General features: G+C 37.9%; 23 protein-coding genes. All 23 read left to right on the top strand.

Features of this window, described 5'->3' with window-relative positions; translation table 11 throughout:
- Positions 1 to 211: 211 nt before the first annotated feature.
- Complete coding sequence (gene recG, locus MKO96_RS11610; RefSeq protein ID WP_240587514.1) at positions 212 to 2,260, top strand: ATP-dependent DNA helicase RecG; 2,049 nt, start codon at positions 212 to 214, stop codon at positions 2,258 to 2,260.
- Between the two features lie 88 nt (positions 2,261 to 2,348).
- Complete coding sequence (fapR, locus tag MKO96_RS11615) at positions 2,349 to 2,942, top strand: transcription factor FapR (RefSeq protein ID WP_240587581.1); 594 nt, start codon at positions 2,349 to 2,351, stop codon at positions 2,940 to 2,942.
- Complete coding sequence (gene plsX, locus MKO96_RS11620; RefSeq protein WP_000684108.1) at positions 2,939 to 3,931, top strand: phosphate acyltransferase PlsX; 993 nt, start codon at positions 2,939 to 2,941, stop codon at positions 3,929 to 3,931. The genes fapR and plsX overlap by 4 nt, the downstream gene beginning before the upstream one ends.
- 14 nt (positions 3,932 to 3,945) lie before the next feature.
- A complete protein-coding gene (fabD, locus tag MKO96_RS11625) occupies positions 3,946 to 4,890 on the top strand; it encodes an ACP S-malonyltransferase (protein ID WP_098274672.1) in 945 nt (314 codons plus the stop codon).
- Positions 4,890 to 5,630 (top strand): 3-oxoacyl-[acyl-carrier-protein] reductase, encoded by a 741-nt coding sequence (gene fabG / locus MKO96_RS11630; protein WP_000911778.1) that lies wholly within the window; start codon positions 4,890 to 4,892, stop codon positions 5,628 to 5,630. The genes fabD and fabG overlap by 1 nt, the downstream gene beginning before the upstream one ends.
- Positions 5,631 to 5,699: 69 nt before the next feature.
- Entirely contained in the window at positions 5,700 to 5,933 is a 234-nt protein-coding gene (gene acpP / locus MKO96_RS11635; RefSeq protein ID WP_000786062.1) for an acyl carrier protein, read from the top strand.
- Positions 5,934 to 5,991: 58 nt separating this feature from the next.
- Entirely contained in the window at positions 5,992 to 6,729 is a 738-nt protein-coding gene (rncS, locus tag MKO96_RS11640; protein ID WP_001146867.1) for a ribonuclease III, read from the top strand.
- A gap of 147 nt (positions 6,730 to 6,876) precedes the next feature.
- Positions 6,877 to 10,446, top strand: coding sequence for a chromosome segregation protein SMC (gene smc / locus MKO96_RS11645; protein ID WP_240587515.1), 3,570 nt, complete (start codon positions 6,877 to 6,879; stop codon positions 10,444 to 10,446).
- 15 nt (positions 10,447 to 10,461) lie between these two features.
- Positions 10,462 to 11,451, top strand: a complete 990-nt coding sequence (gene ftsY, locus MKO96_RS11650) for a signal recognition particle-docking protein FtsY (RefSeq protein ID WP_087981662.1) — start codon at positions 10,462 to 10,464, stop codon at positions 11,449 to 11,451.
- A 133-nt stretch (positions 11,452 to 11,584) separates the two neighbouring features.
- Positions 11,585 to 11,917, top strand: a complete 333-nt coding sequence (locus tag MKO96_RS11655) for a putative DNA-binding protein (RefSeq protein ID WP_000891061.1) — start codon at positions 11,585 to 11,587, stop codon at positions 11,915 to 11,917.
- A 12-nt stretch (positions 11,918 to 11,929) separates the two neighbouring features.
- Positions 11,930 to 13,279: a signal recognition particle protein gene (gene ffh / locus MKO96_RS11660; RefSeq protein ID WP_076539707.1), complete on the top strand. Its 1,350-nt coding sequence runs from the start codon at positions 11,930 to 11,932 to the stop codon at positions 13,277 to 13,279.
- Positions 13,280 to 13,379: 100 nt separating this feature from the next.
- Entirely contained in the window at positions 13,380 to 13,652 is a 273-nt protein-coding gene (rpsP, locus tag MKO96_RS11665; RefSeq protein WP_000268750.1) for a 30S ribosomal protein S16, read from the top strand.
- 14 nt (positions 13,653 to 13,666) lie between these two features.
- On the top strand, positions 13,667 to 13,894 hold the full coding sequence (locus MKO96_RS11670) for a KH domain-containing protein (protein WP_000737397.1): 228 nt from the start codon (positions 13,667 to 13,669) through the stop codon (positions 13,892 to 13,894).
- Between the two features lie 121 nt (positions 13,895 to 14,015).
- The gene (gene rimM, locus MKO96_RS11675) at positions 14,016 to 14,531 is read left to right on the top strand and encodes a ribosome maturation factor RimM (protein WP_087981661.1); all 516 of its coding nucleotides are present in this window, start codon (positions 14,016 to 14,018) and stop codon (positions 14,529 to 14,531) included.
- Positions 14,531 to 15,265: a tRNA (guanosine(37)-N1)-methyltransferase TrmD gene (gene trmD, locus MKO96_RS11680; protein ID WP_048563178.1), complete on the top strand. Its 735-nt coding sequence runs from the start codon at positions 14,531 to 14,533 to the stop codon at positions 15,263 to 15,265. The genes rimM and trmD overlap by 1 nt, the downstream gene beginning before the upstream one ends.
- A gap of 146 nt (positions 15,266 to 15,411) precedes the next feature.
- A complete protein-coding gene (gene rplS / locus MKO96_RS11685; RefSeq protein ID WP_001186518.1) occupies positions 15,412 to 15,756 on the top strand; it encodes a 50S ribosomal protein L19 in 345 nt (114 codons plus the stop codon).
- A gap of 101 nt (positions 15,757 to 15,857) precedes the next feature.
- On the top strand, positions 15,858 to 16,409 hold the full coding sequence (gene lepB / locus MKO96_RS11690) for a signal peptidase I (RefSeq protein WP_087981660.1): 552 nt from the start codon (positions 15,858 to 15,860) through the stop codon (positions 16,407 to 16,409).
- A 20-nt stretch (positions 16,410 to 16,429) separates the two neighbouring features.
- Positions 16,430 to 17,320 carry a ribosome biogenesis GTPase YlqF gene (gene ylqF, locus MKO96_RS11695; RefSeq protein ID WP_000236708.1) on the top strand — a complete coding sequence of 297 codons (891 nt, stop codon included), beginning with the start codon at positions 16,430 to 16,432 and terminating at the stop codon, positions 17,318 to 17,320.
- Between the two features lie 51 nt (positions 17,321 to 17,371).
- Entirely contained in the window at positions 17,372 to 18,145 is a 774-nt protein-coding gene (locus MKO96_RS11700) for a ribonuclease HII (RefSeq protein WP_087981659.1), read from the top strand.
- A 194-nt stretch (positions 18,146 to 18,339) separates the two neighbouring features.
- Positions 18,340 to 19,500 (top strand): ADP-forming succinate--CoA ligase subunit beta, encoded by a 1,161-nt coding sequence (sucC, locus tag MKO96_RS11705; RefSeq protein ID WP_076539696.1) that lies wholly within the window; start codon positions 18,340 to 18,342, stop codon positions 19,498 to 19,500.
- Positions 19,501 to 19,519: 19 nt separating this feature from the next.
- Positions 19,520 to 20,422 carry a succinate--CoA ligase subunit alpha gene (gene sucD / locus MKO96_RS11710; RefSeq protein ID WP_000115178.1) on the top strand — a complete coding sequence of 301 codons (903 nt, stop codon included), beginning with the start codon at positions 19,520 to 19,522 and terminating at the stop codon, positions 20,420 to 20,422.
- A gap of 87 nt (positions 20,423 to 20,509) precedes the next feature.
- Positions 20,510 to 21,379, top strand: a complete 870-nt coding sequence (gene dprA / locus MKO96_RS11715; protein ID WP_240587516.1) for a DNA-processing protein DprA — start codon at positions 20,510 to 20,512, stop codon at positions 21,377 to 21,379.
- A gap of 144 nt (positions 21,380 to 21,523) precedes the next feature.
- Complete coding sequence (gene topA / locus MKO96_RS11720; RefSeq protein ID WP_001286953.1) at positions 21,524 to 23,602, top strand: type I DNA topoisomerase; 2,079 nt, start codon at positions 21,524 to 21,526, stop codon at positions 23,600 to 23,602.
- Positions 23,603 to 23,648 lie beyond the last annotated feature (46 nt).

Raw genomic sequence — 23,648 nt, forward strand, 5'->3', positions numbered from 1 at the left:
GTTTTTATTCAAAAGGCTAGCATATTGAAGATAAAAAAGAGCCTTGCTGCTAATAGTGAGGCTCTTTTCTTTCGTGTTGCTTACGAGGGATTTGAGTAGTTTCTCTTAGAATGCCTATGATAGAATATATAGGGTGAAAGAGAGCGATTACAGATGTCAATAGTATGAATAGAATGAATCAAAGAAAATAATGTGACGGAGCGTGAGAATCTTGAATGAAGTTGTACAAGTTCCTGTTACGGATGTAAAGGGAATCGGAGGAGAAACATCTGAATTACTATACGAGATGGGAATTTATACAGTTTCTCATCTATTAGAACATTTTCCGTACCGTTATGAAGATTATGCGATGAAAGATCTTGCTGAAGTAAAGCATGATGAACGGGTAACAGTTGAGGGAAAAGTTCATAGTGCTCCTTTACTGCAATATTATGGGAAAAAGAAGTCGCGTCTTACGGTTCGTGTCCTCGTCGGTCGTTATTTAATTACAGCTGTATGTTTTAATAGGCCGTACTATAAGCAGAAGTTAAATTTAGATGAAACGGTAACGATTACTGGTAAATGGGATCAGCACCGTCAAACGATTGCGGTATCAGAGCTTCATTTTGGACCAGTTGTACGTCAACAAGAAGTAGAGCCTGTATACTCAGTGAAAGGGAAACTTACAGTAAAACAAATGCGTCGTTTTATTGCCCAAGCGTTCAAGGAGTATGGGGAATCTATAGTTGAAGTGTTACCTGATGGATTGCTAAGTCGATATAAATTATTGCCGCGTTATGAAGCGCTTCGGGCATTGCATTTTCCAGCAGGACAGGAAGATTTAAAGCAAGCACGTCGCCGTTTTGTATATGAGGAGTTTTTCTTATTTCAGCTAAAAATGCAAACATTACGGAAAATGGAGAGGGAAAATTCGAAAGGGACGAAAAAAGAAATTCCTTCAGCAGAATTGCAAGAGTTTGTCGATGCTCTTCCGTTTCCCTTAACTGGTGCACAGCGTCGGGTAGTAGATGAAATTATGAAAGATATGACATCTCCTTATCGGATGAACCGTCTGTTGCAAGGTGATGTAGGTTCTGGGAAAACAGTCGTTGCAGCGATTGGCCTTTATGCAGCGAAGTTAGCGCATTATCAAGGTGCTTTAATGGTTCCTACAGAAATTTTAGCAGAGCAACATTATCAATCGCTCGCAGAGACGTTCTCGCACTTTGGTATGAAGGTTGAATTGTTAACCAGTTCTGTTAAAGGTGTAAGGCGTCGAGAGATTTTGGCAAAATTAGAACAAGGAGAAATAGATATCCTTGTTGGAACACATGCTTTAATTCAAGATGAGGTTATCTTTCATAGGTTAGGTCTCGTTATTACTGATGAACAACATCGATTTGGTGTAGCGCAGCGACGGGTTTTAAGGGAGAAAGGTGAAAGTCCGGATGTTTTATTTATGACGGCGACGCCAATTCCGCGTACGTTAGCAATTACTGCATTTGGAGAGATGGATGTTTCTATAATCGATGAGATGCCAGCTGGTAGAAAGGTAATTGAAACATACTGGGCAAAACATGATATGTTAGATCGAGTTCTCGGTTTTGTGGAGAAGGAGATAAAAAAAGGAAGACAAGCATATGTTATTTGTCCCCTTATTGAAGAATCTGAGAAACTTGATGTACAAAATGCGATCGACTTACATAGTATGCTGACTCATCATTATCAAGGGAAATGTCAAGTCGGATTAATGCATGGCAGACTCTCATCTCAAGAAAAAGAAGAGATAATGGGACAATTTAGTGAAAATAAAGTGCAAATTCTTGTGTCGACAACAGTTGTTGAAGTAGGTGTGAACGTACCGAATGCGACTGTAATGGTTATATATGATGCGGAGCGTTTCGGTTTATCGCAGCTCCATCAGCTCAGGGGACGTGTTGGGCGTGGTAGTGAACAATCATATTGTTTATTAATCGCGGATCCAAAATCGGAAACGGGAAAAGAGCGAATGCGTATTATGACCGAAACGAATGATGGATTTGTATTGTCAGAAAAAGATTTAGAGTTAAGAGGTCCTGGAGATTTCTTTGGAAGTAAGCAAAGTGGTTTACCAGAATTCAAGGTTGCTGATATGGTACATGATTATCGAGCGTTAGAAACAGCTAGACAAGATGCGGCGTTACTAGTAGAGTCAGAAGCGTTTTGGCATAATGATCAGTATGCTTCGCTGCGTACTTATCTTGACGGGACAGGTGTGTTCCAAGGAGAGAAGCTCGATTAAAGGGAGGCAACGAAAGTTTTTGTTGCATTCTACTTTTAATGATTATATACTACTGTTAGTACCTAGTCATAAAAATGGATGGTGCGGTATGAAAAAAAGAAGAAGTAAAAAAGAAAGACAAGAATTATTACAACAAACAATAGAAACGAATCCTTTTATTACGGATGAAGATTTAGCAGAAAAATTTCAAGTGAGTATACAAACCGTACGTCTTGATCGTATGGAATTATCTATTCCTGAATTAAGAGAAAGAATTAAACATGTAGCTACAAAGCAACATGAAGAAGATGTGAAATCTTTACCGTTAGAAGAGGTTGTCGGAGAAATTATCGATATAGAATTAGATAGACATGCGATTTCTATCTTCGAAGTGAAGGTAGAACACGTATTTAAAAGAAATCAGATTGCCCGTGGGCATCATTTGTTTGCACAAGCAAACTCACTAGCTGTTGCGGTTATTGATGAAGAATTAGCTTTAACTGCAAAGTCTACCATTCGATACATTCGTCCTGTAAAATTAGGAGAGCGTGTTATTGCAAAAGCGCGCGTTGAAGATGTAGAGAATGATAAAGGACGGACCGTTGTCAAAGTGCGTAGCTTTGTTGGAGAAGAACTTGTTTTTACAGGCACTTTTGAAATGTATCGATCTAGTAATTATAGTGAGGAAGGTAACAACTTATGAAAATCGCAATAGATGCAATGGGCGGCGATCATGCTCCAAAGGCTGTCGTATTAGGAGCAATGAAAGCTATTAAGGAATATTCTGATTTACATATTACGTTAGTAGGGAAAGAAGAGGAAATTCGTCAATACTTAACGAGTGAAGAACGAATTACTATACTTCATACAGATGAAAAAATTGAATCGACAGATGAACCAGTAAGAGCGGTTCGTCGAAAAAAACAAGCTTCAATGGTACTAGCAGCGCAGCAAGTGAAAGACGGCGTAGCCGATGCTTGTATATCAGCGGGTAGTACAGGAGCTTTAATGGCGGCTGGATTGTTTGTTGTAGGTCGTATGGAAGGAATTGAGCGACCAGCTTTATCCCCTACAATGCCAACTGTTGATGGAGAAGGTTTTGTTATGTTAGATGTTGGAGCGAACGTTGATGCAAAACCAATTCATTTATATCAATATGCAGTAATGGGATCTGTATACGCTGAGAAAGTAAGAGGAATTAAAAATCCTCGCGTTGGACTTTTGAACGTTGGAACAGAGGATGGCAAAGGGAACGAGCTTTCAAAACAAGTCTTTGCAATGCTTAAGGATGCCCCAATTAATTTCGTTGGGAACGTTGAATCAAGAGATTTATTGCAAGGTGTAGCAGATGTTGTTGTATGTGATGGTTTTACAGGGAATGTAGCGCTAAAATCATTAGAAGGAACAGCACTTGCGTTATTTTCTATGTTAAAAGAGCAGTTAATGAGTTCGTTTACGAGCAAATTAGCGGCAGCGGTATTAAAGCCAAAACTTATGGTATTAAAAGATAAAATGGATTATTCGGAGTATGGAGGAGCGGCATTATTTGGATTGAAAGCTCCTGTCATTAAGGCTCACGGTTCTTCCAATGACCAATCAATATTTAGTGCGATTCGTCAAACGAGAGAAATGGTAGCGAAAGAAGTTATTCCTACTATTTCAAGCGTAATGGAGAAAGAGCCACTCCAATAAGAGGAGGATTTGAAATGGGAAAACTAGCATTTCTTTTTCCGGGCCAAGGTTCACAGGCAGTTGGAATGGGTAAACAGTTAGCGGAGAATAATAAAGAGGTTGCAAATGTGTTTGCAAAAGCAGATGAGGTGTTGCAAGATTCACTTTCAGAAGTGATTTTTGAAGGGCCACAGGAAAAGCTTACATTAACGACAAATGCGCAGCCTGCCTTATTAACAACGAGTTTTGCTATTTTGACAGCTTTGAAAGAGTATGATATTACACCAGACTTTGTTGCAGGGCATAGTTTAGGCGAATATAGCGCTCTTGTAGCAGCGGGTGCAATAACTTTTGAAGACGCTGTATATGCTGTAAGGAAACGTGGGGAATATATGGAAGAAGCTGTTCCTGGCGGAGAAGGTGCAATGGCGGCTATTTTAGGTGCTGATCCACATATGCTGAAACAAGTTACAGAAGAAGTAACGAGTGAAGGATATGCAGTACAAATCGCTAATATGAATAGTACGAAGCAAATTGTGATTTCTGGAACAAAGCAAGGAGTCGAGATTGCTTCTCAAAGAGCGAAAGAAAATGGTGCAAAGAGAGCAATTCCGCTTAAGGTAAGTGGTCCGTTCCACTCTTCGCTTATGAAGCCAGCAGCGGAGAAGTTCCAAAGTGTCTTAAATGAAATTACAATTCAAGATACGAATATTCCTGTTATCGCAAATGTAACAGCAGACGTTATTACAAGTGGTGCACATATTCAAGAAAAGCTAATTGAACAGCTCTATTCGCCTGTCTTATGGTACCCGTCCATTGAAAACATGGTGAGTCAAGGGGTAGATACATTTATTGAGATTGGACCTGGGAAAGTACTTGCTGGACTTATGAAGTCAATTGATTCATCAGTGAAAGCATATGCGATATATGATGAAGAGACATTAAAAGATACCATTTCAAATTTGAGAGGAGAAAACTGATGTTAAAAGGGAAAGTAGCATTAGTAACTGGCGCTTCACGTGGAATTGGTCGTGCGATTGCGATTGATTTAGCGAAACAAGGGGCAAATGTTGTAGTAAATTATGCTGGTAATGAGCAAAAGGCAAATGAAGTAGTTGATGAAATAAAGAAATTAGGTTCGGATGCAATTGCAGTAAGAGCAGATGTTGCAAATGCTGAAGACGTTACGAATATGGTGAAACAAACTGTAGATACATTTGGACAAGTTGATATTCTTGTAAATAATGCAGGTGTAACGAAAGATAATTTATTAATGCGTATGAAAGAAGAAGAATGGGATACAGTTATTAATACAAACCTAAAAGGTGTATTCTTATGTACGAAGGCAGTATCTCGATATATGATGCGCCAGCGTCATGGACGTATTATTAATATCGCTTCTGTTGTTGGAGTAACAGGTAATCCAGGACAAGCAAACTATGTTGCTGCTAAAGCGGGTGTAATTGGATTAACAAAAACATCAGCAAAAGAATTAGCGAGCCGTAATATTACTGTAAATGCAATTGCTCCAGGTTTTATTGCGACTGATATGACGGATGTATTAGATGAAAATATAAAAGCCGAAATGTTAAAGTTAATTCCTGCAGCTCAGTTTGGTGAAGCGCAAGATATCGCAAATACTGTAACGTTTTTTGCTTCTGATCAAAGCAAATATATTACAGGGCAAACGTTAAATGTTGATGGCGGAATGGTAATGTAATAAAAGAATCGATTTCAACTAGTTTTTTTGTCCAATATTTAATATAATATTTGAGGGGAGGTGAATGGAATGGCAGATGTTTTAGAGCGTGTAACAAAAATCATCGTTGATCGTTTAGGTGTAGAAGAAACTGAAGTAGTACCAGCTGCGAGCTTTAAAGAAGATTTAGGCGCAGACTCCCTAGATGTAGTAGAACTTGTAATGCAATTGGAAGATGAATTCGAAATGGAAATTTCTGATGAAGATGCTGAAAAGATTGCTACTGTTGGCGATGCTGTGACTTACATAGAGAGTCATCTATAATGCTTAAGTGAAGTCCCGTTTTTTAGCGGGGCTTCTCGGCTTATATCTGGAGGGACCTATGCCGTACCGAAAACATAGAGAAAAAAAATACGAAACAAAATATCGTGAAGCGTTTAAAGTATTTCAAGAAGAGATAGGTATTACGTTTTCAGATGAAAAATTATTGATTCAAGCATTTACGCATTCATCGTATGTGAATGAGCATCGAAAAAAACCGCATGAAGACAATGAGCGTCTCGAATTCCTTGGAGATGCAGTATTGGAACTTACTGTGTCACAGTATCTGTTTCAAAAATATCCGACAATGAGCGAAGGAGAGTTAACGAAACTACGTGCAGCTATTGTATGTGAACCATCTCTTGTTCGTTTTGCAAACGAGTTGTCATTTGGTAGCCTTGTTTTATTAGGAAAAGGTGAGGAAATGACAGGTGGACGTGAACGACCAGCTTTATTAGCGGATGTCTTTGAAGCGTTTATTGGTGCCCTTTATCTTGATCAAGGGTTAGAAACAGTATGGGGATTCTTAAAAGAAATTGTATACCCTAAAATTAATGAAGGTGCTTTTTCTCATGTGATGGATTATAAGAGTCAATTACAAGAGTTGATTCAGCGTGATGGTAGTGGCAATATTGAGTATCAAATTTTGCAGGAAAAAGGACCGGCCCACAATCGAGAATTTGTGTCACGTGTTACGTTAAATAACGTGGCTTTAGGTCTTGGTAGTGGCAAGTCGAAAAAAGAAGCAGAGCAACAAGCTGCTGCAGAAGCATTGAAAAAATTAAAAGAACAACTATAAGGAATCCCCCTTTGAATGAGGGGGATTCCTTATGCATAGAATGAAACTTTCTTTTTGTTTGTGAATAAAGGGAAGGGAAATCCGTATAATAGCTTGTTTTTGTATAGACAACAGTTATAACAACGGAGAATAGGAGGAAGGCCTTTCGTGTTTTTAAAAAGATTAGAAATAGCAGGGTTTAAGTCTTTTGCTGAGCGTGTATCTGTTGATTTTGTCCCAGGTGTAACTTCTGTAGTAGGACCTAATGGAAGTGGGAAAAGTAATATTACTGATGCGATTCGCTGGGTACTTGGTGAACAATCTGCAAAATCATTACGTGGTGCAAAGATGGAGGATATTATTTTTGCAGGCAGTGATACGAGAAGAGCAGTTAATGTTGCTGAAGTAACAATAACTTTAAATAATGAAGATCAACGTTTACCGATTGAATATAATGAGGTATGTGTAACGCGTCGTGTATCTCGTTCAGGTGATAGTGATTTTTATATTAATAAACAATCATGTAGATTGAAAGATATTATCGATTTATTTATGGACTCTGGTATGGGTAGAGAAGCTTTTTCGATTATTAGCCAGGGGAAAGTTGAAGAAATTTTAAGTAGTAAATCAGAAGAACGTCGTGGTGTATTTGAAGAAGCTGCGGGAGTGCTGAAATACAAACTTCGTAAAAAGAAAGCTGAAGTGAAATTAGCAGACACACAAGAAAACTTAAATCGTGTACAAGATATCATTCACGAATTAAGTAGTCAAGTAGAACCTTTAGAAAGACAAGCTTCTATTGCGAAAGATTATCTCGAGAAAAAAGAAGAATTAGAGAAAGTAGAAGCGGCGCTTATTGTACATGAAATTGAAGAATTACATGAGAAATGGGAAGCGCTTCGAAATCAGTTTGGGCATAATAAAAACGAAGAAGCTAAAATGTCAACGCATTTACAAAAAGGTGAAGAAGAGCTTGAGGAATTACGAGGACAATTACAAGCAGTAGATGAGTCTGTAGATTCCTTACAAGAAGTACTGCTTCTTTCTAGTAAAGAGCTAGAAAAGTTAGAAGGACAGCGTGAGTTATTAAAAGAGAGAAAACAAAATGCAACGACGCATTGTGCACAACTCGAACAGTTAATTGTTGAATTAACAGAGAAAGCTACAAGTTATGATGGTGAAATTGAATCCAGTACAGAAGTGTTGATGCAATTTGTAAATCAAGTAAAAGAGTTGGAGACAAAATTGCATGATAATGAGCTACTGCTTGCAACTTTTGCTGACAATTTAGAGGAACAAATTGAGAATTTAAAAGGTGACTATATTGAACTTTTAAATCAACAAGCTAGTCATCGTAATGAGTTATCTATGATTGAAGAACAATCTAAACAACAAAACTCAAAAAATGAACGCCTCGATGAAGAAAATGCGAAATATGTAGAAATACGCATGGAAATTACAGCGAAAAAGACGAAACTTGTGGAAAGTTATGAACAAGTGAAAGAAAAAGTAGCTGGTATCCTTTCGAATATACAAAAGACAGAAGCTGCACTTGGGAAATGCAAGACGCAGTATAGTGAAAATGAAACAAAACTGTATCAAGCGTATCAATTTGTACAACAGGCACGTTCTCGAAAAGAAATGCTAGAAGAGATGCAAGAGGATTACTCTGGTTTCTATCAAGGGGTACGTGAAGTATTAAAAGCTAGAGAAGATAGGTTGCAAGGTATTGAGGGTGCTGTTGCAGAACTGCTAACGGTACCGAAAGAATATGAAATTGCAATGGAAATTGCTCTAGGTGCAGCGATGCAGCATATTGTCGTACAAAAAGAAGAACATGCTCGTAATGCAATTACGTTTTTAAAACAAAATAAACATGGACGAGCAACATTTTTACCGCAAGCTGTTATTAAAAGTAGATCGTTATCATTTGAACAATTACGTATTGTAAATCAACACCCGTCGTTTGTAGGTGTGGCGGCAGAACTTGTGCAATATAACAATAAATATGAAAATGTAGTTTCAAATTTATTAGGTACTGTTATTGTTGCGAAAGATTTACGTGGGGCGAATGAGTTGGCGAAACAACTGCAATACCGATATCGCATTGTAACAATCGAAGGTGATGTAGTGAACCCTGGTGGTTCTATGACTGGTGGAGCGGTAAAACAGGCGAAATCTTCTTTATTAGGACGTCAACGTGAGCTAGAAGAGTGGACGAACAAGTTAACTGATATGGAAGAAAAAACGACAAAGTTAGAAAACTTTGTTAAAGCAGTAAAGCAAGAGATTCAAGAAAAAGAAGTGCAAATACGCGAACTAAGGCAAAGTGTAGAAGCAGAGCGTGTAGATGAACAGAAATTAAGAGAAGAAATTAGTCGCTTAGAATTAGAAGAACATCGTATTAATGATCGTTTATCTATTTACGATTTAGAGATTGAAGGATTCTTACAAGATCAAGTGAAAATACAGGGACGTAAAGAAGAGCTAGAAAAGATTTTAGCAACGCTTCAAGCGGAGATTACGGAATTAGATAGCAAAATTGTCGCTTTAACAAAACAAAAAAGTGAGCAGCATTCTTCGAAAGAAAAAGTGCAAAAGGAAATGACTGAGTTAAAAGTGTTGGCGGCTGAAAAGCAACAACGCTTATCTAATCAAAAAGAAAAAGTTGAACGATTGACGAAGGAAAAAGAAGAAACGGATGCAACGCTTGTCAAAACGAAAGAGGATTTAGCATTCTTAAAACAAGAAATGACATCTAATTCAAGTGGTGAAGAACAGATTACGAATATGATTGAGAAGAAAGCATATGATCGTAATCAAACTTCAGAGTTAATTCGCTCTCGTCGTGAACAACGCGTATCGTTACAAGAGAGAGTAGAACATTTAGAACGTAATCTGAAAGAAACAACAGGTAAACATAAATACATTCTTGAGATGCTGAAAAATCAAGAAGTAAAAATAAACCGACTTGATGTAGAGTTAGAAAATAGATTACAACATTTACGTGAAACATATACGATTTCATTTGAAGCAGCAAAACTGAAGTATACAATGATGATGCCTGCAGAGGATGCACGTAAAAAGGTGAAACTAATTAAATTATCCATCGAAGAGCTAGGCACCGTGAACTTAGGGGCAATTGAAGAGTATGAGCGTGTAGCAGAGCGTCATACATTCTTACTAGAGCAAAAAGATGACCTAGAAGAAGCGAAAACGACATTGCACCAACTTATTACTGAAATGGATGAAGAAATGAAAAAACGCTTTTCTACTACGTTTGAAGGAATTCGAATGGAGTTTCAATCGGTATTCTCTGAATTATTTGGAGGCGGTAGAGCGGATTTAGTCATGACGAATCCAGAGGACTTATTAAATACTGGTATTGATATTGTAGCGCAACCGCCAGGGAAGAAACTGCAAAACTTAGGTTTACTTTCTGGTGGAGAGCGTGCTTTAACAGCAATTGCGCTGTTATTTGGTATTTTAAAAGTGCGCCCAGTCCCATTCTGTGTACTAGATGAGGTAGAAGCGGCTCTTGATGAGGCGAATGTTGCCCGTTTTGCGCAGTATTTAAAGAGATTTAGTGATGAGACACAGTTTATTGTCATTACACATAGAAAAGGTACAATGGAAGAGTCTGACGTATTGTACGGTGTAACAATGCAAGAGTCAGGGGTATCTAAACTTGTTTCGGTTCGTTTAGATGATGGAGAAGAACTAGTTGCAAGTAATTAGGAAGGATGGGACAGTATGAGCTTTTTTAAAAAATTAAAAGAAAAAATTTCAAAACAAACAGATACGGTAACAGAGAAATTTAAAAATGGATTAGAAAAAACGAGAAATTCGTTTGCAGATAAAGTAAATGATTTAGTTTATCGTTATCGTAAAGTAGATGAAGATTTCTTTGAGGAATTAGAAGAAATTTTAATTGGTGCAGATGTCGGAGTTTCGACGGTAATGGAATTAATTGATCAATTGAAAGAAGAAGTGCAACGTCGTAACATCCAAGATCCAAAAGAAGTACAAGCTGTTATTTCAGAAAAGTTAGTAGGAATTTACAAAGGTGACAGTGAGTTTAGTAACGAAATTAATATGCAAGAGGATCAATTAACAGTTGTTTTATTTGTCGGTGTTAACGGCGTAGGAAAAACGACGACGATTGGTAAACTAGCACATAAATTCAAATCAGAAGGTAAGTCTGTCCTATTGGCGGCAGGAGATACATTCCGCGCGGGAGCGATTGAACAATTAGAAGTATGGGGCGATCGCGTTGGTGTAGAAGTGATTAAACAAGGGTCAGGATCTGATCCAGCGGCGGTTATGTATGACGCTGTACAAGCCGCGAAAGCACGTAAAGTAGATGTGTTACTATGTGACACAGCAGGACGCTTACAAAACAAAGTAAACTTAATGAAAGAGTTAGAGAAAGTGAAGCGTGTAATTGAGCGTGAAGTACCGGGGGCTCCTCACGAAGTATTACTTGTTATTGATGCAACAACAGGACAAAACGGTTTAAGTCAAGCGAAAACATTCCGTGAAGCAACGAATGTTACTGGTATTGTTTTAACAAAGTTAGATGGAACTGCTAAAGGTGGTATTGTATTAGCGATTCGTAACGAAATGGATGTACCGGTGAAATTCGTTGGATTAGGAGAGCAAATGGATGACTTACAGCAGTTTGATCCAGAACAATATGTGTATGGTTTATTTGCGAACTTAGTAGAAACAGAAGAAGTGTAAGTGAAAGAAGCGGTATTTTCCGCTTCTTTTTCTATAAAAATATGTGATGTTAAGAAAAAAACTTGACACTCTTTTGTACTCCATGTAAACTAATTGATGTAAAGGGAAATCACTTAACAAAGGATGATCCAACATGCTCGAGAAAACAACGAGAATGAACTATTTATTTGATTTTTATCAATCGTTGTTAACGCAAAAACAAAGAAGTTATATGTCGCTTTATTATCTAGATGATTTATCTCTTGGTGAAATTGCGGAAGAATTTGATGTAAGTCGCCAAGCCGTGTATGATAACATTAAACGGACTGAAGCGATGCTTGAAGAATATGAAGATAAATTAGTATTACTTCAAAAGTTTCAAGAGCGACAGCGACTTGTTGCAAAGCTAAAACAGCTAATCAGCGAAGAAGAGCATGTGAATGAAGAAATGAAACAAGTTGTTGAAGCTATCGAAAAATTAGATTAGGAGGGCGGCAATATGGCATTTGAAGGATTAGCCGACCGACTTCAACAGACAATGCAAAAAATCCGCGGCAAAGGAAAAGTTTCTGAAGCCGATGTGAAAGAAATGATGAGAGAAGTTCGTCTAGCTCTTTTAGAAGCGGACGTTAACTTTAAAGTAGTAAAAGATTTTGTAAAGCGTGTGTCTGAACGTGCTGTCGGACAAGATGTAATGACAAGTTTGACACCTGGACAACAAGTAATTAAAGTCGTACAGGAAGAACTTACAGAACTTATGGGCGGAGAGCAAAGCAAAATTGCTGTTGCTAATAAGCCACCGACTGTTATAATGATGGTTGGTCTGCAAGGTGCGGGTAAAACAACGACGACAGGTAAGCTTGCGAATTTGCTTCGTAAAAAGCATAATCGTAAACCGATGCTTGTTGCAGCTGATATTTACCGTCCAGCAGCGATTAAACAGCTTGAAACATTAGGGAAGCAATTGGACATGCCTGTATTCTCTTTAGGAGATCAAGTAAGTCCTGTTGAAATTGCGAAACAAGCGATTGCAAAAGCAAAAGAAGATCATCACGATTATGTTTTAATTGATACAGCAGGTCGCCTGCATATTGATGAAGAACTAATGGATGAATTAGCGAAAGTGAAAGAAGTTGCGAAACCGGATGAAATCTTCCTTGTTGTCGATGCGATGACGGGACAAGATGCGGTAAATGTTGCACAAAGTTTCCATGAACAGTTAGGTTTAACAGGTGTTGTATTAACGAAATTAGATGGTGATACGCGCGGTGGTGCGGCATTATCTATTAAGGCGGTAACAAATACACCGATTAAATTTGCTGGTATGGGTGAAAAACTAGATGCGATTGAAGCGTTCCATCCAGAGCGTATGGCATCCCGAATTTTAGGGATGGGAGACGTCTTAACATTAATTGAAAAAGCGCAAGCTACAGTTGATGAAGAGAAAGCAAAAGAACTTGAGCAAAAAATGCGTACGCTTTCGTTTACGCTTGACGATTTCCTAGAACAACTTGGACAAGTGCGTCAACTTGGACCACTTGATGAATTGTTAGGAATGCTTCCTGGTGCAAATAAAATTAAAGGGCTGAAAAATGCGCAAGTTGATGAAAAACAAATTGGGCATATTGAGGCAATTATTCGTTCTATGACTAAATTAGAGCGAGAACAACCGGAAATAATCAATGCTAGTCGCAAAAAGCGCATTGCCAAAGGTAGCGGTACAACGGTACAAGAGATCAATCGTTTAATCAAGCAATTTGATGATATGAAAAAGATGATGAAAACGATGACGGGAATGCAAAAAGGTAAGAAAAAAGGACTAGGTGGATTGAAGTTTCCATTCATGTAAGGAAAAAAGATGGCTCTGTTAAGAAAAAATACTTTACAAAGCAATAGTCTTTTTGCTAATATAATTATCTGTGTGAAATAAATTCGGAGGTGCTTTATAAATGGCAGTTAAAATTCGTTTAAAACGTATGGGAGCTAAAAAAACTCCTTTCTATCGTGTAGTTGTTGCAGATTCTCGTTCTCCTCGTGACGGACGTTTCATTGAGGAAATCGGTACTTACAATCCGGTTGCTCAACCAGCTGAAGTTAAGATCAACGAAGAAGCAGCATTAAAATGGTTAGGAAATGGTGCTAAACCATCTGATACAGTTCGTAACTTATTCTCTAACCAAGGTATCATGGAGAAATTCCACTTATCTAAACAAGGTAAGTAATTGAGGCAATGACTATGAAGAAGTTAGTCGAGACGATTGTCAAGCCTCTTGTCGATCATCCTGAAGATGTAAAAGTTACACAGGAACTTTACAACGGAGAGATAAAGTATCGATTAACTGTACATCCTGAGGATGTTGGAAAAGTCATTGGAAAGCAAGGGAAAGTTGCGAAAGCAATTCGAATGCTCTTGTATTCAGTGGGACATCATAATGATGAAAAAGTAACACTGGAAATTCAATAAACGTAAAAAGGGCGAGGAGTTATTTCCTCTCCCTTTTTTAACATTTAAAGAGAAGTTGCATGTTCCATATGTGAAATGGAGATGCTTAATTTATATAGAAACCAGGGGTGACATACTATTTATGACAAAATGGTTTAACGTAGGGAAAATTGTAAATACTCATGGCGTAAGAGGAGAAATTCGTGTTATTTCTCGTACTGATTTTCCAGAAGAGCGATATAAAGTAGGAAACACGTTATACATAAGTAATGAGAAAAGTACAGACTACCTTCCGGTAAAAGTAACTTCTCATCGTCAACATAAGACATTTGATCTATTAACATTTGAAGGATACAACAATGTAGAAGAAGCAGAGAAGTTTAAAGGTTCTTTAATAAAAGTACCAGAAGAGCAGTTAGGCGAACTAGCTGAAGGCGAATACTACTACCATGAAATTATTGGTTGCAGTGTTGTAACGGAAGAAGGAGAAGCGCTAGGAACAATAAAAGAAATTTTATCTCCTGGTGCAAATGATGTTTGGGTAATTAAACGTCCAAAAGGTCAAGATCTATTAATTCCTTATATTGATGATGTTGTACTTCAAGTTAACATTGAGAATAAATTAGTAACCATTCATGTAATGGAAGGGTTATTATAATGAAAATTGACATTTTAACATTGTTTCCAGATATGTTTACGGGTGTGTTTGGATCTTCAATTTTAAAGAAAGCACAAGAAAAAGAAGCGGTAGAGCTTCGTGTTGTCAATTTCCGCGATTATACAACGAGTAAGCATAATAGCGTAGATGATTATCCGTATGGCGGTGGCGCTGGGATGGTATTAACCCCCCAGCCTATCTTTGACGCAGTGGAAGAGTTAACGAAGGAAACAGACCGTAAACCGAGAATTGTCCTAATGTGTCCACAAGGAGAGCGTTTTACGCAGAAGAAGGCAGAAGAACTTGCTGAAGAAGAGCATGTTATTTTTGTGTGTGGTCATTATGAAGGGTACGATGAACGAATTCGTGAGCATCTCGTAACAGATGAGATTTCTATCGGTGACTACGTATTAACCGGCGGAGAGTTAGCCTCTATGGTTATTACTGATAGTGTCGTGCGTCTCCTACCGGGAGTGCTAGGAAATCATGCTTCACAAGTCGAGGATTCGTTTAGTACAGGTTTATTAGAACATCCTCATTATACACGTCCAGCTGATTTTCGTGGTATGAAGGTACCGAATGTACTAATGTCAGGAAATCATAAAAATATTGATGAATGGCGACACAAAGAATCACTACGTCGTACGTACACGCGTAGACCAGATTTACTGGAAGAACGAGAATTATCTAAGCAAGAAGCGAAATGGCTAGAACAGATTAAAGAAGACAAGTAAGGGCTTGATATATTTGCTATTGCAACAGTCCTAGCAATATGCTATTATAACACTTGTGCTACTGAAATCAGTGGCCGTATTAACGATGTTCCGCTGTAATTTATTAAGACTTTATAAGAGCATCTGTTTAAAGGAGAGAATTTAATATGCAACAATTAATCGCAGAAATTACTCAAGGCCAATTAAAAACTGACCTTCCTTCATTCCGTCCTGGAGACACTTTACGTGTACACGTAAAAGTAGTTGAGGGAACTCGTGAAAGAATTCAGCTTTTCGAAGGTGTTGTAATTAAACGTCGTGGTGGCGGAATCAGTGAAACATTCACAGTTCGTAAGATTTCTTACGGTGTAGGTGTTGAGCGTACATTCCCAGTTCACACGCCAAGAATCGCGAAACTTGAAGTACTTCGCCGTGGTAAAGTACGTCGTGCTAAGTTATACTACTTACGTAACCTTCGCGGTAAAAAAGCACGTATTAAAGAAATTCGATAAGACATGTATGGGAGCTTGTAAATACACAAGCTCCCTTTTTCCAATCTATATAAAATTTTGATATAATACGAGCAGCTTACATAATCGTGGAGGGGAAATGCATGAAGAAAGAAAAGAGTTCACTTTGGGAATGGATCAAAGCAATTTTGATTGCTGTTGTATTAGCGGGTGTTATTAGACAGTTTTTCTTTGCGCCAATTCTCGTAGATGGAGTATCGATGGCGTCTACTTTACATGATCGCGATCGAATGATTGTCAATAAAATTGGTTATCACATAGGAGATCCGAAGCGATTTGATATTATCGTATTCCGAGCGACGGAAGATAAAGATTATATTAAGCGCATTATCGGCCTGCCAGGTGATGAAATAGAGTATCGTAATGATAAACTATATGTTAACGGAAAGGCTTATGAGGAGCCGTATTTAGACAAGCAGAAAAAACAAATTGCTGACGGACCGCTTACATATGATTTTACTCTTGAAGAAATGACAGGGAAGAAAACTGTTCCAGAAGGTCAATTATTTGTTTTAGGCGATAATCGTCGTTTTAGTAAAGATAGCCGTTCGATTGGTACAATTGCAATGGACCAAGTGATTGGAAAAGCAAATATACTATATTGGCCGTTAAAAGATGCTCGTATTGTGAAATAAAAGAAAAAGAAGGTGGCAACATGGTAATTCAATGGTTCCCGGGACATATGGCAAAGGCTAGACGCCAAGTAACAGAGAAATTAAAGTTAATTGATGTTGTAATTGAGCTTGTAGATGCTCGATTACCTTTATCTTCTCGAAATCCAATGATCGATGAGATTATTACACATAAGCCGAGGCTTGTTGTTTTAAATAAAGCGGATATGGCAGATGATCGTTTAACAAAGCAGTGGATCGCATATTTTAAAGAAAAAGGCCAGATGGCAATTTCAATTAACGCACAAGCTGGACAAGGTATGAAGGAAATTGCAGCGGCTTGTAAAGTGTTGGTGAAAGAAAAATTTGATAAAATGGTTGCAAAAGGTATTAGACCGAGAGCAATTCGTGCATTAATTGTAGGTATACCGAATGTTGGTAAATCTACGTTAATTAATAAGTTGGCGAAGAAAAATATTGCTAAAACAGGAGATCGTCCTGGTGTGACAACAGCTCAACAATGGATTAAAGTTGGGAAGGAAATGGAACTGTTAGATACACCCGGTATTTTATGGCCTAAATTTGAAGATCAATTAGTGGGTCTTCGTTTAGCGACAACGGGCGCAATTAAAGATTCAATTTTAAATTTACAAGATGTTGCTGTTTACGCTTTACGTTTTATGGAAAAACATTATCCAGAACGTTTGAAAGATCGATATAATTTAAATGAAATTCCAGAAGATATTGTGGAGTTATTCGATGCAATTGGAAAAAATAGAGGCTGTTTAATGGGCGGCGGAATGATTGATTATGATAAAACATCTGAGCTTATACTTCGTGAGCTTCGTGGTGGAAAACTTGGGAAAATGACGTTTGAAACACCAGAAGAGTTTGCGGAGCAGACAGAAGATGCAGAAAAAGTAGAAGAAGTATAAGACGTGCGTTTGTACGTCTTTTCTTTTTTGTATATAAAGGGAGTGGCATGAATGCAAAAAGTGACTATTCAAGAAGCGGAACGTTTACTGCATGAAATAATGAGTGAAGAAGATGACCGCTTCCAAATATTAATGAAAGACGAGCGAAAAGGAATACAAAAGCTCATTTTGAAGTGGCATAAACAAAAAGAGTTAGCGCAGAAAGAAAAAGAAAAGTTTTTCGAAATGTCCAAGTACGAGATTGCATTACGTGAAAAAGGGCTCACACTTATCGCGGGTATAGATGAAGTAGGGCGTGGGCCGCTAGCTGGGCCTGTCGTGACTGCAGCTGTTGTCCTTCCGGAAGATTTTTATATTCCAGGGTTAAATGACTCGAAAAAGCTGAGTGAGGCGAAGCGAGAGCGTTTTTATGATGAAATTAAAGCACAAGCAATTGCAATTGGAGTTGGAATTGTATCACCGCAAATTATTGATGAGATAAATATTTATCAAGCGACGAAACAAGCGATGTTAGATGCTGTTGCGAATTTATCTTGTGCACCAGAATATTTATTAATTGATGCGATGAAACTTCCTACACCAATTCCGCAAACATCCATTATTAAAGGTGATGCGAAAAGTATTTCTATTTCAGCTGCATCCATTATTGCGAAAGTAACGAGAGATCGTATGATGAAAGAGCTTGGAGAAAAGTATCCTGCATATGGATTTGAACAACATATGGGATATGGAACAAAACAACATTTAGAAGCGATTGAAGCGCATGGAGTATTAGAAGAACATCGGAAATCGTTTGCACCAATTAAAGATATGATTCAAAAATAAGCTGCGAATATGCAGCTTATTTTTTTATTTTGGTATATGAACATTATTATTTCCAAAAAAGAATAAAGCGATTTCAGTTTTCTGACACTTTATTGTAGACAGCGTGCCAATCATCTTATACAATGGCAATGTAATGTTTTTTAAACATTAAAAAACTTTTCGAGTAAAACAGGAAAACAGGGGAGGATGGGACCATGAATATCCATGAGTACCAAGGTAAGGCAGTCCTTAGAAGCTATGGGGTTAGCGTTCCGAACGGGAAGGTTGCATTTACAGTAGAAGAAGCTGTAGAAGCAGCGAAAGAATTAGGAACGGATGTATGTGTAGTAAAAGCACAAATTCACGCTGGTGGACGCGGCAAAGCTGGCGGAGTAAAAGTTGCAAAAAATTTAGATGAAGTTCGTACATATGCAGAGAGCATTTTAGGAACTACACTTGTGACACATCAAACAGGTCCTGAAGGTAAGGAAGTAAAACGCTTACTTATCGAAGAAGGTTGCGATATTAAAAAAGAATATTATGTTGGTCTAGTTTTAGATCGTGCAACTTCTCAAGTTGTTTTAATGGCATCTGAAGAAGGTGGAACAGAGATTGAAGAAGTAGCAGAGCAAACACCTGAAAAGATCTTTAAAGAATATATTGATCCAGCAGTAGGCTTACAAGGCTTCCAAGCGCGCCGAATCGCATTTAACATTAATATTCCAAAAGAGCTTGTAGGACAAACTGTGAAGTTTATGATGGGCTTATACCGTGCGTTTATCGAAAAAGATTGCTCTATCGCGGAGATCAATCCACTTGTTACAACAGGTGACGGTAAAGTTATGGCATTAGATGCGAAATTAAACTTTGATTCTAATGCTTTATATCGCAATAAAGACATTTTAGAACTTCGTGATCTTGATGAAGAAGATTCAAAAGAAATTGAAGCTTCTAAATATGACTTAAACTACATTCCTTTAGATGGAAATATCGGTTGTATGGTTAATGGTGCAGGTTTAGCGATGGCTACAATGGATATCATTAAACATTACCATGGCGATCCAGCTAACTTCTTAGATGTTGGTGGCGGTGCAACAGCTGAAAAAGTTACAGAAGCATTCAAAATTATCCTTTCTGACAAAAATGTAAAAGGTATCTTCGTTAACATTTTTGGTGGCATTATGAAGTGTGATGTTATCGCAGAAGGTGTTATTGAAGCGACGAAACAAGTAGGTCTTGAATTGCCTTTAGTTGTACGTCTTGAAGGTACAAACGTAGAGTTAGGTAAGAAAATTTTAAATGAGTCTGGCTTAAATATTGTTGCAGCAGAATCTATGGCAGACGGTGCACAAAAAATTGTTTCACTAGTGGGCTAATAGAAAGCGGGGGAGAAAAATGAGCGTATTAGTTAATAAAGATACAAAAGTTATTGTTCAAGGTATTACAGGTTCTCAAGGTTTATTCCACACAAAACAAATGATTGAATACGGTACGAAAATTGTCGGTGGTGTAACGCCAGGTAAAGGTGGCACTGATATTGAAGGTGTACCAGTATTTGATACTGTAGAAGATGCAGTGAAAGCAACAGGCGCAAACGCTTCAGTTGTATACGTTCCACCCGCTTTTGCGGCTGATGCAATTATGGAAGCAGTTGATGCAGAAATCGATTTAGTAGTATGTATTACTGAAGGAATTCCTGTATTAGATATGGTAAACGTAAAGAGATATATGGCGGGTAAACATACACGTTTACTTGGACCAAACTGTCCTGGTGTTATTACGCCTGATGAATGTAAAATTGGTATTATGCCAGGGTATATTCATAAAAAAGGCCATGTAGGTATCGTATCTCGCTCTGGTACATTAACGTATGAGGCTGTACATCAGTTAACACAAGAAGGTATTGGCCAATCTACTGCTGTAGGTATCGGTGGGGACCCAGTTAACGGTACGGACTTTATTGATGCTTTAAAAGCATTTAATGAAGATGAAGAAACGCATGCTGTAATTATGATTGGTGAAATCGGTGGTACAGCAGAAGAAGAGGCAGCTGAATGGGTGAAAGCTAATATGACAAAACCTGTTGTAGGCTTCATTGGTGGCCAAACAGCGCCTGCTGGCAAACGTATGGGCCATGCTGGTGCAATCATTTCTGGTGGTAAAGGAACTGCTGCAGAAAAGATTAAAACGATGGAAGCTTGTGGTATTAAAGTAGCGGAAACTCCAGCGGTTATGGGCGAAACGCTAATCTCTGTCTTAAAAGAAAAAGGTCTATTTGAGACTTGTAAAAACTACTAATCTGTTGAAAGACACCTTCTTACTTGAAGGTGTCTTTTTACGTAATTCTTGTTTACATAATAAAAATTATGGGTAAGGAGAATTAAGATGAAAAGAGAACGATTGTTACATCTTCATTATTTTTTAGCGGATCATTGGAAGGCGATGGAAAGACTACTATATGTCGATCCTGAATTGAAGGGAATATACACGTTTAATACAAAACAAATGGAATACTACACTGGAATATCCTCGAAAAAATCTTCAGAATTAGTAAATTTTCTTCAAAGTTCAAATCTCCCGCAATATATATCTTATTTAGAGAAAAATCGAATCTTTTATATGACTATATGGGATGAAGATTATCCACAATTATTACGTGAAATACAAGATCCCCCCTTTGTGTTATATGGAAAAGGAGAGAAGGATTTTCTCAATAAAGCGAATAAATTAGCGGTTATTGGAACGAGAGAACCGACTTTATATGGACATGAGAGTTTAAAATTTATTTTACACCCATTATTAGAAAGGGAATGGCTTATTGTCAGTGGGTTTGCAAGAGGGATAGATACAATGTCTCATGAAATTACAGTAAGACGGCATTGCCCGACTATTGCAATACTAGGACATGAATTATCGTATATGTATCCAAAAGAGAATAGACATTTATATGAAACGTGGAATGAATATATATTGTTATTAACGGAGTATCCGCCGCATTATGCACCGAAAAAATGGTATTTTCCAAAAAGGAACCGGATTATTAGTGGTATAAGTAAGGGTGTTTTAGTTGTAGAAGCGAAATCAAGAAGTGGAACACTTATTACTGCGGACCTTGCTTTAGAGCAAAATAGAGAGGTATTTGCACTTCCTGGACCTATATTTATAGATAGTGCATCAGGAACGAATCATCTGATTCAACAAGGAGCAAAACTAGTAAGAAATGCAGAAGATATCTTGGAAGAGGTTTTAAATTAACCTTATATTTTTATGTTTTTATTAAACAATTATTGACAAATGGTAGATAGGCACTGTATGGTATATTCATTCTTGATTGACAAAAACAAGAGAAATCAATAAGATTGATGAAGACTTGAATCCACCTCTTAAGGAGGCACTAGCATGTCAGATTACCTCGTAATCGTGGAGTCGCCTTCTAAGGCGAAGACCATTGAGAAATATTTAGGGAAAAAATACAAAGTTGTCGCGTCTATGGGACACGTTCGCGATTTACCTAAAAGCCAAATGGGGATAGAAGTAAAGAACAACTTCACCCCGAAGTATATTACCATTCGTGGTAAAGGTCCCGTCTTAAAAGATTTAAAATCAGCGGCCAAAAAAGCAAAGAAAGTCTATCTCGCGGCCGATCCAGACCGCGAAGGGGAAGCAATTGCTTGGCATTTAGCCAATACGTTAAATGTGGACGTTGAATCAGATTGCCGAGTTGTGTTTAATGAGATTACAAAAGATGCAATAAAAGAATCATTTAAACATCCTCGTGCGATTAATATGGATTTAGTAGATGCACAACAAGCAAGGCGTATACTAGATCGTCTTGTTGGTTACAATATTAGTCCTTTATTATGGAAGAAAGTAAAAAAAGGATTAAGTGCAGGACGCGTACAATCTGTAGCAGTTCGTTTAATTATCGAACGTGAAAAAGAAATTCAAATCTTTGAGCCTGAAGAATTCTGGACAATTAAGACAGAATTTGTGAAAGGGAAAGACACATTTGAAGCAAGTTTTTACGGTGTAGATGGTGAAAAAGTTCAATTAACGAATGAAACGCAAGTGAATGAAATAATTGAACAGATGAAAGATAATGCGTTTTCAGTTGAAAATGTAACGCGAAAAGAGCGAAAACGTAATCCTGCATTACCGTTTACAACATCTTCCTTGCAACAAGAGGCAGCTCGTAAGTTAAACATGCGAGCAAAGAAAACAATGATGCTCGCGCAGCAATTGTATGAAGGTATAGATCTTGGAAAGCAAGGGACTGTAGGTCTTATTACGTATATGAGAACTGACTCAACACGTATCTCAGAAACAGCTCAAACAGAGGCGCGTACTTACATTACTGAGGCGTTTGGTGCGGAATACATAGGGACAGAAAAGAAGAAAGAAACGAAAAAGTCGAACGCGCAAGATGCGCATGAGGCAATTCGTCCTACTTCGGTAATGAGAAGGCCAGAGGAACTAAAGAGTTTCTTAAGTCGTGATCAACTTCGGTTGTATAAACTGATTTGGGAGCGATTTGTTGCAAGTCAAATGGCGTCTGCTATAATGGATACTGTGACAGCTAGACTCATTAATAACAATGTTCAGTTCCGTGCAAGTGGATCGGTTGTAAAGTTTCCAGGATTTATGAAAGTGTATGTAGAGTCGAAAGATGACGGGGCTGAAGAAAAGGATAAAATGTTGCCACCTTTAGAAGTAGGGGAAACGGTATTTTCTAAGGATTTAGAACCGAAGCAACATTTTACACAACCTCCGCCGCGCTATACAGAGGCTCGTCTAGTAAGAACACTTGAAGAGCTTGGAATTGGAAGACCGTCGACTTACGTGCCGACACTTGAAACGATTCAAAAACGTGGATACGTAGGTTTGGATAATAAACGCTTCGTTCCAACTGAACTTGGTGAAATAGTAATTGAACTTATTTTAGAGTTTTTCCCAGAAATTATTAACATTGAATTTACTGCTAACATGGAGCAAAGTCTTGATGAAGTAGAAGAAGGAAATGCGAATTGGGTAAAAATTGTTGATGATTTCTACGTAGGTTTTGAACCGCGTTTAGAAAAAGCGGAAAAAGAAATGCGTGAAGTGGAAATTAAAGATGAACCAGCTGGGGAAGATTGTGAACTGTGTGATCACCCAATGGTCTTTAAAATGGGTAAATACGGGAAATTTATGGCTTGTTCGAATTTCCCAGATTGTCGTAATACAAAACCGATTGTGAAAGAAATCGGTGTTACTTGTCCGAAGTGTGATAAAGGTCAAATTATTGAACGCCGTAGTAATAAAAAGAAACGTCTTTTCTATGGATGCGGTACGTATCCAGAGTGTGACTTTGTATCTTGGGATAAACCAATTGGTCGTAAATGTCCGAAGTGCGAAGGTATGCTTGTAGAGAAGAAGTTGAAAAAAGGCGTGCAAGTACAATGTATTTCGTGTGATTATGAAGAAGAACAACAAATGTGAGCGTAACTGCTCACATTTTTTTCGGGAAGAAAAGGAAAGGTGATAA

Origin of the sequence: Bacillus sp. ES1-5 (assembly GCF_022487605.1) — a bacterium.
Lineage (GTDB): Bacteria > Bacillota > Bacilli > Bacillales > Bacillaceae_G > Bacillus_A > Bacillus_A wiedmannii.

Bases quoted from the DNA above. Each gene is read 5' to 3' on its own strand.
- sucD (WP_000115178.1), top strand. From the start codon at position 19,520: ATGAGCGTATTAGTTAATAAAGATACAAAAGTTATTGTTCAAGGTATT.
- sucC (WP_076539696.1), top strand. From the start codon at position 18,340: ATGAATATCCATGAGTACCAAGGTAAGGCAGTCCTTAGAAGCTATGGG.
- MKO96_RS11655 (WP_000891061.1), top strand. From the start codon at position 11,585: ATGCTCGAGAAAACAACGAGAATGAACTATTTATTTGATTTTTATCAA.
- rncS (WP_001146867.1), top strand. From the start codon at position 5,992: ATGCCGTACCGAAAACATAGAGAAAAAAAATACGAAACAAAATATCGT.
- MKO96_RS11670 (WP_000737397.1), top strand. From the start codon at position 13,667: ATGAAGAAGTTAGTCGAGACGATTGTCAAGCCTCTTGTCGATCATCCT.
- lepB (WP_087981660.1), top strand. From the start codon at position 15,858: ATGAAGAAAGAAAAGAGTTCACTTTGGGAATGGATCAAAGCAATTTTG.
- ffh (WP_076539707.1), top strand. From the start codon at position 11,930: ATGGCATTTGAAGGATTAGCCGACCGACTTCAACAGACAATGCAAAAA.
- fabD (WP_098274672.1), top strand. From the start codon at position 3,946: ATGGGAAAACTAGCATTTCTTTTTCCGGGCCAAGGTTCACAGGCAGTT.
- fabG (WP_000911778.1), top strand. From the start codon at position 4,890: ATGTTAAAAGGGAAAGTAGCATTAGTAACTGGCGCTTCACGTGGAATT.
- MKO96_RS11700 (WP_087981659.1), top strand. From the start codon at position 17,372: ATGCAAAAAGTGACTATTCAAGAAGCGGAACGTTTACTGCATGAAATA.
- trmD (WP_048563178.1), top strand. From the start codon at position 14,531: ATGAAAATTGACATTTTAACATTGTTTCCAGATATGTTTACGGGTGTG.
- rimM (WP_087981661.1), top strand. From the start codon at position 14,016: ATGACAAAATGGTTTAACGTAGGGAAAATTGTAAATACTCATGGCGTA.
- ftsY (WP_087981662.1), top strand. From the start codon at position 10,462: ATGAGCTTTTTTAAAAAATTAAAAGAAAAAATTTCAAAACAAACAGAT.
- dprA (WP_240587516.1), top strand. From the start codon at position 20,510: ATGAAAAGAGAACGATTGTTACATCTTCATTATTTTTTAGCGGATCAT.
- topA (WP_001286953.1), top strand. From the start codon at position 21,524: ATGTCAGATTACCTCGTAATCGTGGAGTCGCCTTCTAAGGCGAAGACC.
- plsX (WP_000684108.1), top strand. From the start codon at position 2,939: ATGAAAATCGCAATAGATGCAATGGGCGGCGATCATGCTCCAAAGGCT.
- ylqF (WP_000236708.1), top strand. From the start codon at position 16,430: ATGGTAATTCAATGGTTCCCGGGACATATGGCAAAGGCTAGACGCCAA.
- fapR (WP_240587581.1), top strand. From the start codon at position 2,349: ATGAAAAAAAGAAGAAGTAAAAAAGAAAGACAAGAATTATTACAACAA.
- acpP (WP_000786062.1), top strand. From the start codon at position 5,700: ATGGCAGATGTTTTAGAGCGTGTAACAAAAATCATCGTTGATCGTTTA.
- rplS (WP_001186518.1), top strand. From the start codon at position 15,412: ATGCAACAATTAATCGCAGAAATTACTCAAGGCCAATTAAAAACTGAC.
- rpsP (WP_000268750.1), top strand. From the start codon at position 13,380: ATGGCAGTTAAAATTCGTTTAAAACGTATGGGAGCTAAAAAAACTCCT.